Raw genomic sequence first — 16,490 nt, 5'->3', positions numbered from 1 at the left:
TGCCCGCGGCCCGTCAGTCTCCCAGACCGTCGGGGCCGCCGTGCGCCCCGCGTACCCTTCGGGCCGTGGAGGACTCGGTGCCCATGTGGACGGCGGTGCTGGTGGGCGCCGTCCTGCTCGGGGCCGGTGGTTTGACCCCCTACGTCGTGGCGCGGGCAGCGAACGGCCGACTGGCCCGCAACCGGTGGGTCGGCGTCAGGACGCCCGGCACGCTGGCCTCCGACGGCGCATGGCGCTCCGGTCACGCCGCGGCGCGCCCGTGGGCCCTGGCGGCCGGCGCACTGATGGCCCTGGCCGGGCTCGCCTCGCTGGTCATCGGTGCGGCCTCGGGTTCGCCCGGCATGTTCGCCCTCGCCGTCGTCGGCGGGGCTGCGCTGGGCTCCGTCGTCCTCGTGGCCGGCGCGGTGCGCGCCGACGCCGCGGCCCGGGGAGACGTCAAGCGCTGACTCACGCGCGCAGGCAGCGGGCGATCTCGGCGTTGCGGTCTTCCAGCAGTCCCTCCAGCGTGCGGCGCACGAACAGCGCGTCGGCGAGGCGGCCCAGGGGGCCAAGGGGGCTGGTCCAGGTCATGCGGTCGGTCGACCGGGTGCGCGGGGAGCCGTCGGGCGCGGGCGACAGGGGCTCGAAGAGGTGCTCGTGGCGGAAGCTCGCAAAAGCGCCCGAGACCATGGTGTCGACGAAGCTGGCTCCCCCACCGGGCGCGTGCTCGACCACCTCGAGGATCTGCGTCGTGTGACGCAGCGGCACGAGGCCATAGAGGCGCAGCGACCAGCGCACCCGCTCCCCCGCGCCGATCCGGCCGCTCGTCCGGCTGCCGGGGCCGGCGGGCACCGGGCGCACGCGGTGGCGACGGCCGGCGGCGCGTTCGACGTCGAGGTCGAGCGAGACGTCGAGCACGGTGGCGACGTCGCCGGGAAGGTCGGTGTGGACCTCGATCATGGGCACTCCACCACTGTCGGTGAGGGCTCCTCCCCTCGCCACCCCTCCCCCGTGATCATGGAGGATGGGGGCGGTTAGAGCTGCGCGAGGAGGTAGTCGCGGCGCTTCTCCAGGATCTCCACCGACGCCGAGGCCGACGCCGGCCCCGGCACCGCCTTGCGCAGCGCCACGTGCACCCGGGCGTGCGGCTCGCCGGAGCGTGACGCCACCCTCGCCACCAGCTGGTTCACCTCGCGGCGCAGCTCCGCGGCGGCCCGCCAGCCTGCCTGGCCCTCGTCGGGCTCAAAGCGCCCCGCCTCGCCTCCGGCGGCACCAGCCCGGCGGTCGCCGTCGTCGTCGCCCAGCCCACCGAACAGGTCGTCCTGGACGGCGGCAGCGGCGGCAGCCCGGCGGTGCTCGTCGTCACGCCGGGACAGCAGCGCGGCGGTCTGCTCCGGGGTGAGCATGCCCGCGAGCAGGCCCAGGTGCTCGCCGTCCTCCTCCGAGAGCTCGGCGGACGGCGATCCCGCCAGCACGGCGCGGCCACCGTGCAGCACGTGCGCGAACTGCGCGTCGGCGTCGAGCGCGCGCCACTCGCGGGTCTCTCCCGCGGCGCGCTCGCGAGGGGGCAGCGGGTCAAGGTCTTCCGACGCCTCAGCAGGCGGCGGGATGACGTGGTTGCGCTCCTCCTCCATCGAGGCCGCAAGCGTCAGCAGGGGGCGCACGGCGGGCAGGAACACCGTGGCGGCCTCGTGCGGGCCGCGGCTGCGGACCACGCGCCCGACGGCCTGGGCGAAGAACAGCGGCGTGCGATAGCTCGTCATCCACGCGAGCACGGCGGCGCGCGGCACGTCGACGCCCTCGGAGACCATGCGCACGCACACGGCGATGCGCTTGGTGCTCGTGCCGAACTTCTCGATCTTCTTGGAGGCGGACGGGTCGTCGGAGAGGATCAGCTCGGGTGCCTGCCCGGTGACCTTCTTGACGATGGCGGCGTAGGCGCGGGCGTCGTCCTGGTCGGAGGCGAGCACGAGGCCCGCGGCGTCGGGCATGCCGTGGGCGCGCAGGTGCGTGATGCGCTCGTCGACGGCGGCGATGACGTGCGGCACCCACTGGCCCTTGGGGTCGAGCACGGTCTTCCAGGCCGTGGCCTCGACGCTCTTGGTGCTCGGCTCGCTCAGGGACGCGGCGATGACCTCGCCGGCGCTGTTCCGCCACCGCGCGGTGCCCGTGTACGCCGCGAACACCACGGGGCGGACCACGCCGTCACGCAGCGCCTCGCGGTAGCCGTAGGTGTAGTCGGCGGAGCTCCGGAGCTCTCCCGGTTCACCATCGGGCACCTCGGCGTACCTCACGAACGGGATGCGCTCGCCCGGCTTGGTGCGGAACGGCGTCCCGGTGAGGCACAGGCGGCGGGCGGCACGCCCGAAGGCCTCCTCCGCGGCCTCGCCCCAGCTGAGGCCGTCACCGGCGTGGTGGACCTCGTCGAGGATGACGAGCGTCTTGGCCGCGGTGCAGCGGGCCGCGTGCAGCGCGGGCTTGCCCGCCACCTGCGCGTACGTGGTGACGTAGCCCTTGGTGCCTGCGCGCACCGGGCCGACGGCGTTGGTGAGCGTCGGGTCGAGCACGATGCCCGCCGCGTCGGCGGCCTCGGCCCACTGGGTACGTAGGTGGTCGGTCGGGGCGACGACGACGACGCGCGCCACCTCGCGGCGAGCCAGCAGCCGCGCCGCCAGCGTCAGGGCGAACGTCGTCTTGCCGGCGCCCGGCGTTGCCGTGACGAGGAAGTCGGTGGGCTTCTCTGCCTCGTAGCGCTCCAGCGCCGCGGTCTGCCAGGCACGCAGCGGCCGCCCGCCGTGAGACTCCACGGGCCCGGCCACGGCGCCGGGGTCGCCAGGGACCTCCGCGGGCAGACTCATCTGGGTGCGGGCTCTCTGGAGCGGGGAGGTGCTCACGATCCCGCCACGCTAGCCGCTCCGGAGCCCACCGCGGGCGGGTCCGGCCAGCCTCCCGCGGGGCGCACGCGCAGCGCCACGACCGCCGCCAGCAGCCCCACGAGCGACAGCCCGCCGAAGACCAGCGCAAACGTCACGCCGCCGTCGGAGCTGACGCCAGCGCCGGGCACTCCGGAACCCAGGCCGGACAGGCCTCCGTGAAGGTCCGGCGCAGCCCCGAGGCGCGCCGCGAAGACCGCCCCCGCCACCCCGATGCCGATCACCGCACCCAGCGCGTCGGAGAGCTGCAGCGCGGCGCTGTGGCGTCCGCGCAGGTCAGGAGGGCTCATCGACAGCGTGAGCACGCTGGTGCTGGACAGCGTCAGCCCCATCCCCAGCCCGCCGACGGCCCAGACACCGAGCACCGCCAGGCCCGGCAGCAGGTGCAGCGACGGCAGCACGAGCAACCCCACCGAGGTGGCCACGAGCAGCCCGCCGAGCGCCATGAGGCGCGACCTATCGATCCGCAGCCCCTGCCGACCCTGCAGCGCCGAACCGAGGGTCCAGCCCATCGCGGCTCCGGTGAGCGCCAGCCCGGCGAGGGTCACCGGCATCCCCCGCTCGAGGACGAGCATCAGCGGCACGTACGCCTCGGCCCCCATGAAGCCCGCCGTCATGAGGCCCCGCACCGCCACGACGCTGGGCAGCCCTCGATCGGCTCGCAGGGTGCCGGCCGGCAGCAGGGCCGGGAGGGCGACGACGACGACGGCGACCCCCACGAGCACCGATACCACCGGCAGCGCCCGCAACGGCACGAGCGCGGCGGCACCGGCCTGCGCCACCCCCGCGCCCGCGGCCACGCCGAAGCCGCGCAGCGCCCGGTTGCGCTGGCTCAGCAGGCCGGTGCGCTGCGGGGCGCCCGCCTCGGGCGCCGGTGCTCCGAGGTGCCACAGCCGAGGCAGCAGCACCGCGCCCACCACCAACGCCAACGGAGCGACGAGGAGGAACACCGCCCGCCAGCTCCACGCCGTAGCCAGCCACCCGGCGACCAGGGGCCCGACGACGGCGGGCAGCACCCACGCCGAGCTGATCCACGCGAACACGCGCGGGCGCACGGCCTCGTCGAAGACCGCCCCCACCACGGCGTACAGCGAGACGACCAGCAACCCACCGCCCAGGCCTGACACGGCCCGCCCCGCGAGGAGCGCCGTGAAGGTGGGCGCGGTGCCGCAGAGCACCAGCCCCCCGGCGAAGGCGACCAGCCCGGCGACCACCGGGGCGCGCGGGCCGCGGGCGTCGGCCCAGCCGCCGGCCAGCACGGTGCCGAGCAGGCTGGCGGTGAGGAAGAGGGAGAAGGCCAGGCCGTAGCGCCGTAGACCGCCCAGCTCGTCGGCGACGACGGGCATGGCGGTGCTGACCGCCATCGCCTCGAAGGCGACGAGCGTGACGAGGGAGACGATGCCGGCGAGCGCGACCCGCAGCTCGCCGCGGATCACTCCCCCGCGCCGGAGCCCTTGCCCGAACCCTTGCCGGAGCCGCCCTCGCGAGCGCGCATGCCCTCGATGACCTCCTTGCACATCGGGCAGACGGGGAACTTGTTCGGGTCGCGACCGGGGACCCAGACCTTGCCGCACAGAGCGATCACCGGCTCACCCGTGAGCGCGGACTCGAGCACCTTCTCCTTGCGGACGTAGTGCGCGTAGCGCTCGTGGTCACCCGGCTCGACGGGCTGCTCGACCAGCTGACGGTCGAGCAGCGCGGTACCCGAGGAGGAGGTCCGCGGGTCCGCCGTTGCGGGGCTGGCGCTGGGGTCCGACAGCGGCTCGCTCATGGCGCTCAGCCTACGACGGCCACCCCGTGGTGGGAGCCCAGCGTGGGGTCGCCAGGTCAGTTGAGGGAGGGGTCGGACGGGTACGTGGCCACCCACGCGAGCCGTCCGCCCTGGCGGCGCAGCACGGAGGCCCACAGGTGCTCCGGCTGCGCCGTGAAGGCGTCACCGGCTTCGCCGTCGACGACGTACCAGGAGCCCTCGGCGACCTCGTCCTCGAGCTGGCCGGCGCTCCAGCCGGCGTAGCCAGCGAAGATCCGCAACCCGGCGACGCCGGGAACCACCACCTCGGGCGGCGCGTCGAGGTCGACGACGCCCACCGACCCGATGATGCGGCGCACGCCGAGTGGCTCGGCGTCGTCGCCCGGAACCGTCACCAGGCCGAGGGCGCTGTCGAGCCCCACGGGGCCACCGCGGAACAGCCGCCCCGGAGCCGTGGCGAACGGCTGCCAGTCGGGCAGGACGGCGTCGACGGCGGTGGTCGTCGGGCGGTTGACCACCACGCCGAAGGCCCCGCCGTCGGCGGTGTGGTCGAGCAGGAGCACCACGCTGCGGTGGAACTCCTCCCCCGTCAGCGCGGGCGTCGCCACGAGCAGCCGGCCCGTCATCGACCACCCGTCGACGTCCGCGCCGGCCCGTTCCTCGCCCCTACCGAGCGTCACGAGACCAGTCTGCCGCTGCGCCGGGCGATGAGCAGCCCAACGAGCACACCGGTCGCGTCGGCGACCGCGTCCCACGGGTCACCGCTGCGGTGGGGCAACACCCAGTGCTGCAGCAGCTCGGACACCACGGCGTGGGCCAGCAGCACCAGCGCGAGCGGGAGCGCCGGCAGGCCGGCCCGCCGTCCGGTCCAGGCGACAGCGGCGAACACTGCCGCGTGGACGGCCTTGTCGACGACGCCGCCCACCAGCGGGATCCCGTCGGTGGCAGGCGCCCGCGGGGCGTACAGCACCACGAGCTGGACGAGCACGGCCGCGGCGAAAGCCAGCCGCTTCACCGGCCAGTGCGGCCGGACGTTCGGGCGCGCTCGGCGCGGCGCCGGCGCTTGTCCTCGTACATGGCGGCATCCGCCGCCGCGACGGCCTCCGCCACCGTGCGCCCGGGCTCGGCGCGCGCTGCGCCCACGGACACCCGCAGCGGCAGGCCGTCGGCGGTACGCGCCGCCTCGACGCCCGCCCGCAGGCGCGCCACGAGCGCGTCGACGTCGCCGACGCGGGGCACGAGCACAGCGAACTCGTCACCGCCCACGCGGGCGACGACGTCGGAGCTGTCACGCAGGCACCCCCGCAGGGCGGCGCCGCACGTGCGCAGCAGTTCGTCACCGGCGGCGTGGCCGTGCTCGTCGTTGACGAGCTTGAGGTCGTCGAGGTCGAGCAGTGCCACGGCAACGGGCACACCGGCGTTGACCAGACCCTGAGCCGCGGCCAGCTCGGAGTCCCAGCGGTGGCGGCTGCCGACGTCGGTGAGCGCGTCACGGCCCAGCTGGAGCCGGGTGTCGCTCAGCTGCTGCTCGACCTTTTGCCGCGCGAGGACCACGGCCATCACCGTGCCGGCCGTGTGCACAAGCTGGGTGGCGATGCGGCGGCGCAGCGGGCTGAAGGGCTGGGCCTCGGGGCCACTGCGCACCGCCAGCACCCCACCGGTGGGGCCGCCTGCGGCCTCGGCGCCGCCCAGCGGGAGCACCAGCGCGGCCACGGCGCCGTCCTCGGGGCGCAGGGGTGCCCCGAGCGTCGCCGACGCCGCTGCGGCGGCCCGTGCCGCCACCAGAACATCGGTGTCGGTGGCCCGGTCCAGCGCGACCCCGTCAAGGCTTCCAGGGCCGCCCTTGCCGGTACGGCCAGTCTGGACAGCCCTCACCACGGTCGCCGGGCCGCCGTCGAGCCACACAGCCGCCAGCTGGCAGCCGAGGGCCTCCTGCAGCACCCGCGCCACGCGCTCGACCGCCTCGGCGGGCGAACGACGCAGGGCGCCGGTGAGCTCCTGGACGGCGTGCAACGCGCGAAGCTCGTCGACCACCGGCCCTTCCAGGGAGCCGGTGCCCGTCAGCCCTCCCGAAGCCGGGACGTCCAGCACCGCCGCGAGGCGCCGAGCGGCGGCGCGCAGCTCGTCGTCGCTGGCGGCGAGCAGGCGCTCGCTGCGTGTGGGTGAGCCGATGACCACGACGACGTCGTCCTCGCAGGCGACGACGGCGGCCGTGGCGGCCCGGTAGTCGGCCGCGACCGTGACAGGGCTCCCCGAGAGCACCCTGACCACTCCGCCCCCGCGCACGGCACGGTCCGCGAGGTGGTCAGCGGACCTGTCGGCGCGGCGCTCGGCGCGTTGTACCGCGGACGGCGCTCCCGCGCCGTGCCCGGCGACGTGCCGCCAGCCGCCGGTGGGGGCGGCGCGCAGGAGCAACGCATCCGTGGCGCCGACCGCCGCCAGGAGCTCACCAGCCGCTGAAGCGCGATCAGCGGGATCCGTCGTGTGCACCCCCGCCTCCCGCCCGGTCTCGACCGCGACGGGCCTCCCCGCAGCGTCCCGGTGGGGGAGTATGTCGCAGGCAGGAGGCAGCTCGCGTCCGCCGGACACCCCTGGTGCACGCAGAGCCACCATCCCGTCACCATAGGTCAGAAAGACGGATCCCAGCGGAATCCGCTGATCTCTCGTGGGTCCTCGCCGGTCTCGTAGGCGTGAGCGCGGGCCGCCAACCGGGCGTCGACCATCTCCTGGCGCAGCCCCGCGTGGCGCACGCCCAGTCCCGGCACATGGTCGATGACGTCCATGACCAGCCGGAACCTGTCGAGGTCATTGCGGTGCACCATGTCGAACGGCGTCGTCGTCGTTCCCTCCTCGATGAAGCCGCGCACGTGCAGGTTGTGGTGGCCGGTGCGCCGGTAGGTGAGGCGGTGCACGAGCGTCGGGTACCCGTGGAAGGCGAAGAGCACCGGCTTGTCGGTGGTGAACAGCGCGTCGAACTCCCGGTCGGGCATCCCGTGCGGGTGCTCTGACGTGGGCTGCAGCCGCATGAGGTCGACGACGTTGACGAAGCGCACCCGCAGCTCCGGCAGGCGCTCGCGCAGGACCGCGGTGGCCGCGAGCGCCTCCTGGGTGGGGATGTCACCGGCGCAGGCGATGACGACGTCGGGCTCGGCGCCGTCGTCGTTCGAGGCCCATGCCCATCGGCCCAGGCCCCGGGTGCAGTGGGCGATGGCCTCGTCCATCGTCAGGTAGTCGAGGGCCTGTTGCTTGCCGGCGACGACGACGTTGACGTAGTGCTCGCTGCGCAGCACGTGGTCCATGGTCGACAGCAGGGTGTTCGCGTCCGGCGGCAGGTACACCCGGGTGACCTCGGCCTTCTTGGTGACCACGTGGTCGATGAAGCCCGGGTCCTGGTGGGAGAAACCGTTGTGGTCCTGGCGCCACACGTGGCTGCTGAGCAGGTAGTTCAGCGAGGCCAGGGGCCGACGCCACGGCAGCTGGCGGGTGGTCTTGAGCCACTTGGCGTGCTGGTTGACCATCGAGTCGACGATGTGGATGAACGCCTCGTAGCTCGTGAACAGGCCGTGGCGCCCGGTGAGCAGGTAGCCCTCCAGCCAGCCCTGGCACAGGTGCTCGGACAGCACCTCCATGACGCGGCCGTCGCGGCGGACGTGACTGTCGCCGTCCTGAGGGCCATCGGCGAGCTGGCGACCGGTCACGTCGAAGACGGCCTGGAGCCGGTTGCTGGCCACCTCGTCCGGGCCGAAGAGGCGGAACGTCTCGGGGTTGGCGGCCATGACGTCGCGCAGCCAGTCGCCGAAGACCGCAGTGGGGCTGTGCAGCTGCTCTCCCGGCCGCGGCACGTCGACGCCGTAGTCGCGGAAGTCGGGCAGGCGCAGCGGCTTCTTGACCAGTCCTCCGTTGGTGCGGGGGTTGGCGCTCATGCGGCGCTCGTCGCGGGGGCGGTTGGCGAGCACGGCGTCGGTCGGGGCGCCGTCGTCGCCGAAGAGCTCGGCGGCGCGGTAGCTCTCCAGCCAGGCGCGCAGCTGCTCGCGGTGGCCCTCGTCGGAGCGGACCTCGCTCAGCGGCACCTGGTGGGCGCGCCAAGTGCCCGCCACGGGCTGGCCGTCCACGTCGTGAGGTCCGGTCCACCCCTTGGGCGTGCGCAGCACGAGCACGGGCCAGCGGGGGCGGTCGCCCGGGTCGCCGTCGTGGGCGGCGGCGTGCTCACGGGCGGCGCGCTGGTTCTCGCTGATGCGGTCCAGAGCGGTGTCGAGGGCCCAGGCCATCCGCTGGTGGACGGGCGCGGCGTCCTCGCCGTCGCCGGGTCCAGAGACCCACAGCGGGTCCCAGCCGGTGCCCCGCAGGTACTGCTCGAGCTCGTCGTCGTCCATGCGGGCCAGCACGGTGGGGTTGGCGATCTTGTAGCCGTTGAGGTGCAGCACGGGCAGCACCGCGCCGTCACGAGCGGCGTCGAGGAACTTGTTCGCCTGCCAGGAGGCCGCCAGCGGACCGGTCTCGGCCTCGCCGTCGCCGATGACGCAGACCGCCACGAGGTCGGGATCGTCGAAGACCGCACCGGTCGCGTGCACCAGGGAGTACCCCAGTTCACCGCCCTCGTGCAGGGACCCGGGTACGTCGGCCGCGGCGTGGCTGGGGATGCCGCCCGGGAAGGAGAACTGCTTGAACAGCAGACGCATCCCCTCCTCAGTCATGTCGACGTCGGGGTAGGCCTCCGTCCACGCACCCTCCAACCAGGCGTTGGCCACCACCGCCGGGCCGCCGTGACCGGGACCGGCGACGAACAGGGCCTGGGTGTCGCGCTCGCGGATGGCGCGGTTGACATGGCTCCACACGAAGTTGAGCCCGGGCGTGGTGCCCCAGTGGCCCAGCAGCCGCGCCTTGACGTGGTCGGGGCTCAGCGGCTCGCGCTGCAGCGGGTCGGCCTGGAGGTAGATCTGGCCGACGGAGAGGTAGTTGGCTGCGCGCCACCAGTGGTCGACGGCGGCGAGGGCCTGCGCGTCCAGGACGTCGGGCACCAGGTCGCCCCCGGGGACGACGGGCACGGCGGGGCGGGTCGCGAGGTCTGTCACCCCTTCTGCCTACCCGCGCACCGGGGTGCTCAGACGGGTCGGAGGTCCCCCGTCGGCAGGTCATGCGAACCACTCGCCCGTGGCGTGGGACAGGCTGGGCCCGTGACCGCTGCAGATGGTGAGCGCTTCGCGTACGGGCCGGGCACGGCCCTGGTGGTGGTAGACGTCCAGGTCGACTTCGCCGACCCGGGCGGCTCCCTATACGTCTCCGGCGGCGAGGACGTCGTCCCGCTCGTCAACGCCGAGGTGGAGGCCGCCGCGGCGGCTGGGTCTCCGGTGGTCTTCACCCAGGACTGGCACCCCGAGCACACCCCGCACTTCGCCGTCGACGGCGGCATCTGGCCCGTGCACTGCGTGGCCGGCACGCCCGGCGCCGAGCTACACCCGGCGCTGGTGGTGCCCGAGGGTGCACCGCGCGTGCGCAAGGGGACCGGCGCGGAGGACGGGTACTCCGGCTTCTCCGAGCTGGACCTCGCCTCCGGACGACGCGAAGCCACGGTGCTGGGTGACCTGCTCGACTCCCACGGGGTGCGGCGGATCGTCGTCGTCGGGCTCGCGGGCGACTACTGCGTCAAGGCCACGGCCCTCGACGGCGCCGCGCGCGGGCTGGCGGTGCAGGTGCCGCTGGAGCTGACGCGGTTCGTGCAGCTCGCCGACGGCGACGACGAGCGCGCCATCGCCGAGATGCGCTCCGCCGGCGTCGCCGTCCTCTGACCCACCTCCCCATCGGCCACGATCTAGGAAGTTCTGCACGCCTCGTGTGCACAACTTCCTTGATCGTCGCGTAGGGGTGGTTGGGGACTCACGGACGGAAGATCACGATCACGTCACGGCGCGCTGGCCGCTGCAACAGGAACGCCACCGGGTGACGTCTCCGGGACATGACTCGCCTGAGCAAGCGCAGCACCCCCCTGACCGGTGCCGTGGCGCTGGGCGCCGCCGCGCTCATCGCCCTCTCCGGCTGCACGTCCAGCGAAAGCGGCAGCTCGGCGACGTCGGATGCCGGCTCCGGCCGCGCCGGAAACAGTGCACTGAGCGGAACCGCCGCCGAGCCCGCGTCCGCGCCCGACGCGGCGACCTCTGGCATGGCGAACTCCGCGGCGGAGTCGTTCCAGAGCTCTGCCGCGGGGTCGAGCGGACTCGTCGCCGACGAGGCGCGCCAGATCATCACGACGGCCACCGCGAGCATCGTGGTGGCCGACGTCGCCGGCACGGCCGGCCAGGTCGCCGTCCTCGTCGAAGGTGCCGGTGGCCGGGTCGAGCAGCGGTCCGTGCAGACCCCCGAGGAGGGCCCCGCGAGCGCCACGCTCGTGCTGCGGATCCCCGCGGAGCGGCTCAGCACCACCGTCGACGGCTTGTCCCGGTTCGGGACGGTCAGCGACGTCAACGTCACGGCCACGGACGTCACCGCGCAGGCCACCGACCTCGACGCGCGCATCGCCGCGCTGCGCACCTCCACCGACCGGCTGACCCAGCTGCTCGCGCAGGCCAACAGCACGGAGGCGGTGGTCGCCGCAGAGGGAGCGCTGACCCAGCGGCAGGCCGAGCTGGACTCCCTGACGCAGCAGCGGGCGCTGCTCGCCGGTCAGGTGCAGCTGGCCACCCTGACGCTCTCGGTGAACGGTCGCGCGGCGGCTCCGGAGGCCGGGCCGAACGACTTCCTCGACGGGCTGGCCTCAGGGTGGCGCTCGCTCGTCTCGGCGCTGGGAACGGCGCTCGTGGTGGCGGGTGTGCTGCTGCCGTGGCTGGTCACCGCGGGCGTCGTCGTCGCCGTCGTCATCGCGGTGAGCCGCCTGGTGCAGCGGGTGCAGGCTCGCCGGAGCGAGGCCGACCGTCAGGAGGTGGCGGGGACGGAGGAACCGTCCTGAGGTGGCTGCGCCGACGGGACGGGAGCCAGACCGAGCTGGTCGAAGGTCCACACGAGGCCGTGGGCGATGCCGATCCCAGCGAAGTCCCAGTCGTGCTCCTGGTCCGCCTCGATGTGGTGCTGGAACGGCAGCCCCTTGGCCCGGAGCTCCGTCACGAGCGTCTGCGTCGCGCGTGCGGAGATCGGGTCGCCGTCCTCCGCCGTGTCCAGGTACACGGGCGTGCGTCGGGTCATCTCCAGCTGCGGCAGGTAGAACCTCGGGGAGACAGCCCGGAACTGCGCCTCGGAGGTGAGGGCGTCACGCCCTCCCTGGCCCGGGCCGGCGTACGCCTCCAGGCCGATGATGGCGCCGTAGACGTCCTGGTGGCGTAGGCCCTGGTCGACGGCGCAGAAGGCTCCCATCGACATGCCGGCGGCGATGCGGTGCTCCGGGTCGGCCTGGGTCGCGTAGTGGGCGTCGACGTAGGAGACGACGTCGAGGATGTGCGTCTCCACCTGCGGGCCGCCCGGCCGGGTGCTGTCGAGGCACTCGGTGTCGTCGGTGTCCGGTGCGGTGAGGTCGGGAGCCACGAGGATCACCGGGGGGATGAGGCGCTCGCGGATGAGCTCGTCGGCGGTGCGGGCGACGTCGCCGGCGGTGAACCAGTCGGCCGAGGAGCCGGGCTCACCGTGGAACAGGTAGACGACCGGGTAGCGCGGGCCGCCCTGCCCCCCTGCGGAGCCGGCGTACCCCGGTGGCGTGTAGATCCAGGTGTCGCTGGGCTCCAGACCGGAGCCGGGACGGAGCGGCACCTGCACCTGCGTGACCGCGCCGTCGGTGCCGGGTACCTCATCGCTGGCGACCGTCTTCGCCGCCCGGGCGGACGGCACGGACCCGGTCCACGCGCCGGCCGCGGTCGCGCCGGCCACGACGAGCACCACCGCAGCGGCCGCGAAGGGCAGCGCTGGCCTGCGTCCGCGGCGACGGCGCCGGGCGCCGAGCGCGAGCAGCCCGACCGCGAGGACGCCGAGCAGCACCGCCGGCCACCAGGAGTCCCGGAGGTCGACGGCGAGCGCCTGCAGGTCCACCCGCAGCATGATGCGCCCTCGACCTGGGTCGTGCCTGGGGGCGCAGCAGAGTGGCGACCGAGGCGGTGCCCGGATCCGCAGCGCGGGTGCCGTCAGGTCCCGCGGCGCGGTAGCCGAACATCTTCCTGTGGACCAGCTCGTCCGTCGTGACCGCCGCCGCCGGCTCGCCGCTCTGCTCACCGGAGCCGTAGGTGTGCTCGCCCTGCTGTCGGCGTCCCTGCCACCGCTGCGCGACCGGCTGGAGACACTCATCGGGCTCACGCCCTTCCTCGTGCCCTCCACCGCCGCCGGGGTGACGGCGCTGGCCGGGTGCACCCTGCTCGTGGTGGCCCGCGGCCTGCGCCGCGGGAGCCGCTTGGCCTGGGCCGCGGCCCTAGCCCTGCTCGCGGTGCTGACCCTGCTGCACCTCGTCAAGGGCATCGACTGGGAAGAGGCCGTCATCACGGCCGGGGTCGGTGCCTACCTCGTGACGCAGCGGCGCGCCTTCCCGGTGCTGCCGAGCCGGGCTGTGGCCTTGAGGGCGGTGGTGCTGAGCATCGGTGGTGCGGTGCTGGCGGTGTTCGTCGCCGTGGCGATCAGCATGAGCTTCGGCGGTCACCGCCACCACCACTACTTCGGGGAGACCGCCCGCGAGGCCGCCGGCCGCCTCGTGGGGGTGGAAGAGGCGCGTCGGGTGGGCGTACCCGCTGGCGTCGTCCCCGGCCTGGGACCGGCGTCCAGCCGCGTGCTGCCCGTGGTGGGGGTGGGCCTGGTCTGCTCAGCGCTGTGGCTGCTGTTCGCCCCGCGGCGCGCCCCGAAGCTCTCCCGCCACGACCATGACCGCGAGCGCGAACGCGCCCGTCACGTGGTCAGCCGGTGGGGCGGTGACACGCTGGCGTACTTCGCGCTGCGCGACGACAAGGACTGGTTCTTCACCGGTTCCTCCGTGGTGGCGCACTCGGTACGCGGCGACGTGTGCCTCGTGTCCCCTGACCCGATCGGCCCGCCCGAGGAGCGCGAGGCCGCCTGGGCCGACTTCCGCGAGTACGCGGAGCGCAACGGCTGGACGGTGCTCGTCATCGGCGCATCGGAGACGTGGCTGCCGATCTACGAGCGCACCGGCATGCGCGGGGTCTACCTCGGCGACGAGGCGGTGCTCGACTGCAGCACGTTCACGCTGCAGGGCGGCCACATGAAGTCGTTGCGGCAGGCCTACAACCGGGTGGGGCGCGCCGGGGTCACCTACTCCTTCCACTCCCCCGCGGACCTCACCCCGGAGCAGCGCGCCGAGCTGGTGGCTCTCAGCGTGCAGAGCCGTCGCGGTGAGGCCGAGCGGGGCTTCTCCATGACGCTCTCCCGCCTGGCCGAGCCGGTCGACCCCGACCTGCTGCTCACCCTGGCCTACCAGGCGCTCGAGGGCGGGGGCAGCCGGCTCGTGGGGTTCATCCAGTGGGTTCCCGCCGCGGACGTCCAGGGATGGTCGCTCGACGTCATGCGCCGCTCCACCGACGAGGACCTGCCCTCCGGCATCGTCGACGCGATGATCATCGCGACCGCCGAGCACCTGCGCGACACCGGCCAGAAGGGCCTCGGCCTGAACTTCGCGGTGCTGCGCACGGTGGTCAGCGGCGAGCAGGAGGGCCGCGTGCCCGAGCTCGCCCGCCAGGTGCTCGCGCGCCTGGGCAGCCACTCCCAGATGGAGTCGCTGTGGCGCTTCAACGCCAAGTACGACCCGGCCTGGCGTGCCCGCTACATCGTCGTCGACGACCTCGCCCAGCTCGCCACCGACGGACTCGCGATGGCCCGCGCCGAGGGCCTGACCGGCGAGCTGCCGCTGCTCTCGACGCTGCAGGGCGTCGGGACGGCCCTGAAGGAGCGGCTCCCCTTGCGGTCCCGCGACGACGGCGACGACGACGACGACGCCCAGGACCAGAGCCAGGGCGAGAGCCACGACCAGGGCGACGACGACGGCGGGGCGCCGTCCCGATGACGGCGGCGCTGGGCCCGACCGCGATGGTGGGCCCGACCGCGCTCGTGGGCCTCACCGCGGCGCTCGTCGCGGCGGTGGCCTACGGCCTCGCCTCGGTGCTGCAGGCGGTCGGTGCGCGCCGGGCCGAGGCCGCCGCGGTGCCAGGTGCCGGAGCGGCCGCCGCGGGCCTGGCCCGCCAGCCGGCCTACCTCGCCGGGGTGGTGCTCGACGGCGCCGCGTGGCTGGTGTCGCTGCTGGCGCTGCGCACCCTGCCGCTGTTCGCGGTGCAGGCGTTGCTGGCCGGGTCGCTGGCGGTCACGGCCGTGGTCGGCGCCCGCGTGCTGGGGGTGCGGCTGGGGCGTGGTGGAGCGGCGGCCGTGGGGGTCGCCGTCGTCGGGCTGGGCCTCGTCGCCGCGGGCGCCCGACCCGGGCGGCCCGAGCCCGCACCGGCCGGCACCGTCGAGTGGTGCCTGGCCCTGGCGATCGCCCTGGCGCTGCTCGCGGCGGTGCCCGCCGGGCGGGGCGGGCGGTGGCTCACCGGGCGCACCGGCGCCGTCGTGTTCTCGACCAGCGCGGGCCTCGCCTACTCGATCGCCGCGCTGTGCGCCCGGCTGGTGGAGCCCGCCTCCTGGCTGGGTCTGCTGGCCGAACCCGCGACCTGGGCCGTCGTCGTCTCAGGGGTAGCCGGCACGCTGCTGTACGGACGGTCACTGGCCGGGGACGGCGTCGTCGTCGCCACCGCCACGCTGTGGGTGGTGGAGGTGGTCGTCGGGGGTGCCGCTGGACTGCTGCTGCTCGACGACGGTGTCCGCGCGGGCTGGGCGGTGCCTGTCGTCGTCGGGGTCCTGCTGGCGCTGGGGGCGTGCGTGCAGCTGGCGCGCCCTGCGGCGGCCGCCGGCACCTGATCAGGCCGACAAGGCCAGGTCGGCGAGGATCGGCGAGTGCGTGCTGGGCCCGCGGGGCCCCTCCCAGATGCGCAGCGGCGTGAAACCGTCTACCAGGACGACGTCGACCCGCGCGAGGCCCGGCCACGAACCGCGCGTCAGGTGCGGCCACCGTCCGACGGCGGCCTGGACGTCGACGAGGCCCTGGGACGTCAGCACCCCCAGCGGCTGGTTCAGCTCGGAGGAGTTGATATCACCGGCGAGGATCACGAGGTCTCCGGCCGCGCGCCGCTGCGCCGCGAGCTCCGCGAAGCGGTGGGACTCCGCCACCCGCACCGCCGCCGACTGCGCGGTGCTGCCGGAGGGGTTACCCCGGTCTCCGGACGGGCCGCACAGCAAGCAGGGGCTGGCCAGGTGCACGGAGAAGACCGACGTCGGGTGACCTTTCACGTCCAGGTGCACGAGATCGGCCGGGCGCGCACCCTCCGGGAGGCCCGTCACGGGCTCGACCGCGGTGATCGGGAACCGGGAGAGCACCGCGTCGCCGTCGCCCTGCTCCTGGCTGCGCGGGCCGAAGGACCGGTGGGGGTAGGTCTCGGCGAGCTGGCGGTCCAGCAGCGTCATCTGGCGGCCGGTGAGCTCCTGCAGGAGCAGCACATCGGGATCGCCGTCGTGCACCAGGGCGAGCACTCCGTCGGTGCCGACACCGTGGGTGGCGTTGTACGTGGCCACACGCAGGTCCTGCTTCTCGGTATGCACCGGCGCCAGCGACGGCCCCCACGTGGTCACGAAGACCAGGGCTGGGACCACCAGCGCAGCTGCAGACCGCCACTTCCGGCGCAGTGCTGCGAGAACCAGCAGGGGCAGGGTGGGCACGAGCCACCAGAAGGCGAACAGCGCCAAGGCGTAGGTCTGCGCGGTGGAGTCTCGCAGGACGGCGATGGCGAGCAACGCTGCGCTCGCCAGGGTCCCGTAGCGCACCCGGGCAC

The 16,490-nt window shown here is 74.3% G+C and carries 15 protein-coding genes; 5 read left to right on the top strand and 10 right to left on the bottom strand.

The features are described 5' to 3' along the window. Window positions 1–65: 65 nt before the first annotated feature. On the top strand, window positions 66–446 hold the full coding sequence (locus BXY45_RS01280; RefSeq protein ID WP_146211040.1) for an SdpI family protein: 381 nt from the start codon (window positions 66–68) through the stop codon (window positions 444–446). 1 nt (window position 447) lies between these two features. Here the strand turns inward: BXY45_RS01280 and BXY45_RS01275 are convergent, their stop codons facing one another. The 8 genes from BXY45_RS01275 to BXY45_RS01240 all read right to left on the bottom strand — a co-directional run bounded on the left by BXY45_RS01275 (window position 448) and on the right by BXY45_RS01240 (window position 9,683). Then, the gene (locus BXY45_RS01275; RefSeq protein ID WP_146211039.1) at window positions 448–945 is read right to left on the bottom strand and encodes an SRPBCC family protein; all 498 of its coding nucleotides are present in this window, start codon (window positions 943–945) and stop codon (window positions 448–450) included. A gap of 68 nt (window positions 946–1,013) precedes the next feature. After that, the gene (locus tag BXY45_RS01270) at window positions 1,014–2,837 is read right to left on the bottom strand and encodes a DEAD/DEAH box helicase (RefSeq protein WP_109772457.1); all 1,824 of its coding nucleotides are present in this window, start codon (window positions 2,835–2,837) and stop codon (window positions 1,014–1,016) included. 32 nt (window positions 2,838–2,869) lie between these two features. Then, on the bottom strand, window positions 2,870–4,348 hold the full coding sequence (locus BXY45_RS01265) for an MFS transporter (protein WP_109772456.1): 1,479 nt from the start codon (window positions 4,346–4,348) through the stop codon (window positions 2,870–2,872). Further along, window positions 4,345–4,683: a DUF3039 domain-containing protein gene (locus BXY45_RS01260; RefSeq protein ID WP_109772455.1), complete on the bottom strand. Its 339-nt coding sequence runs from the start codon at window positions 4,681–4,683 to the stop codon at window positions 4,345–4,347. The genes BXY45_RS01265 and BXY45_RS01260 overlap by 4 nt, the downstream gene beginning before the upstream one ends. 56 nt (window positions 4,684–4,739) lie before the next feature. Continuing rightward, on the bottom strand, window positions 4,740–5,288 hold the full coding sequence (locus BXY45_RS01255; protein ID WP_109772688.1) for a YqgE/AlgH family protein: 549 nt from the start codon (window positions 5,286–5,288) through the stop codon (window positions 4,740–4,742). Between the two features lie 50 nt (window positions 5,289–5,338). Then, complete coding sequence (locus BXY45_RS01250) at window positions 5,339–5,677, bottom strand: VanZ family protein (protein WP_109772454.1); 339 nt, start codon at window positions 5,675–5,677, stop codon at window positions 5,339–5,341. Continuing rightward, window positions 5,674–7,152, bottom strand: a complete 1,479-nt coding sequence (locus BXY45_RS01245; protein ID WP_170131253.1) for a GGDEF domain-containing protein — start codon at window positions 7,150–7,152, stop codon at window positions 5,674–5,676. Before BXY45_RS01245 ends, BXY45_RS01250 begins: the two co-directional genes overlap by 4 nt. A gap of 137 nt (window positions 7,153–7,289) precedes the next feature. Then, window positions 7,290–9,683, bottom strand: a complete 2,394-nt coding sequence (locus BXY45_RS01240; RefSeq protein WP_109772687.1) for a phosphoketolase family protein — start codon at window positions 9,681–9,683, stop codon at window positions 7,290–7,292. A 153-nt stretch (window positions 9,684–9,836) separates the two neighbouring features. Between BXY45_RS01240 and BXY45_RS01235 the strand changes: the two genes are divergently transcribed. Both BXY45_RS01235 and BXY45_RS01230 read left to right on the top strand, forming a co-directional pair. After that, window positions 9,837–10,448, top strand: coding sequence for an isochorismatase family protein (locus tag BXY45_RS01235; RefSeq protein WP_109772686.1), 612 nt, complete (start codon window positions 9,837–9,839; stop codon window positions 10,446–10,448). Window positions 10,449–10,615: 167 nt separating this feature from the next. Then, complete coding sequence (locus BXY45_RS01230; RefSeq protein ID WP_109772452.1) at window positions 10,616–11,602, top strand: DUF4349 domain-containing protein; 987 nt, start codon at window positions 10,616–10,618, stop codon at window positions 11,600–11,602. Here the strand turns inward: BXY45_RS01230 and BXY45_RS01225 are convergent. Next, window positions 11,569–12,669, bottom strand: coding sequence for an alpha/beta hydrolase (locus BXY45_RS01225; RefSeq protein ID WP_170131252.1), 1,101 nt, complete (start codon window positions 12,667–12,669; stop codon window positions 11,569–11,571). The genes BXY45_RS01230 and BXY45_RS01225 overlap by 34 nt on opposite strands. Window positions 12,670–12,796: 127 nt before the next feature. Between BXY45_RS01225 and BXY45_RS01220 the strand changes: the two genes are divergently transcribed. Together BXY45_RS01220 and BXY45_RS01215 are read left to right on the top strand one after the other, a co-directional pair. Further along, window positions 12,797–14,638 (top strand): bifunctional lysylphosphatidylglycerol flippase/synthetase MprF, encoded by a 1,842-nt coding sequence (locus BXY45_RS01220; RefSeq protein WP_170131251.1) that lies wholly within the window; start codon window positions 12,797–12,799, stop codon window positions 14,636–14,638. Then, a complete protein-coding gene (locus BXY45_RS01215) occupies window positions 14,635–15,522 on the top strand; it encodes a hypothetical protein (RefSeq protein ID WP_211319129.1) in 888 nt (295 codons plus the stop codon). Before BXY45_RS01220 ends, BXY45_RS01215 begins: the two co-directional genes overlap by 4 nt. On the opposite strand, the gene BXY45_RS01210 is transcribed toward BXY45_RS01215, so the two are convergent. Further along, on the bottom strand, window positions 15,523–16,482 hold the full coding sequence (locus BXY45_RS01210) for an endonuclease/exonuclease/phosphatase family protein (protein WP_170131250.1): 960 nt from the start codon (window positions 16,480–16,482) through the stop codon (window positions 15,523–15,525). It abuts the gene before it with no gap. Between the last annotated feature and the right edge of the window lie 8 nt (window positions 16,483–16,490).

The organism is Quadrisphaera granulorum (assembly GCF_003149145.1).
GTDB lineage: Bacteria > Actinomycetota > Actinomycetes > Actinomycetales > Quadrisphaeraceae > Quadrisphaera > Quadrisphaera granulorum.
Note: the sequence above shows the minus strand (reverse complement) of the source record. Positions and strands in the feature narration are given on the sequence as shown.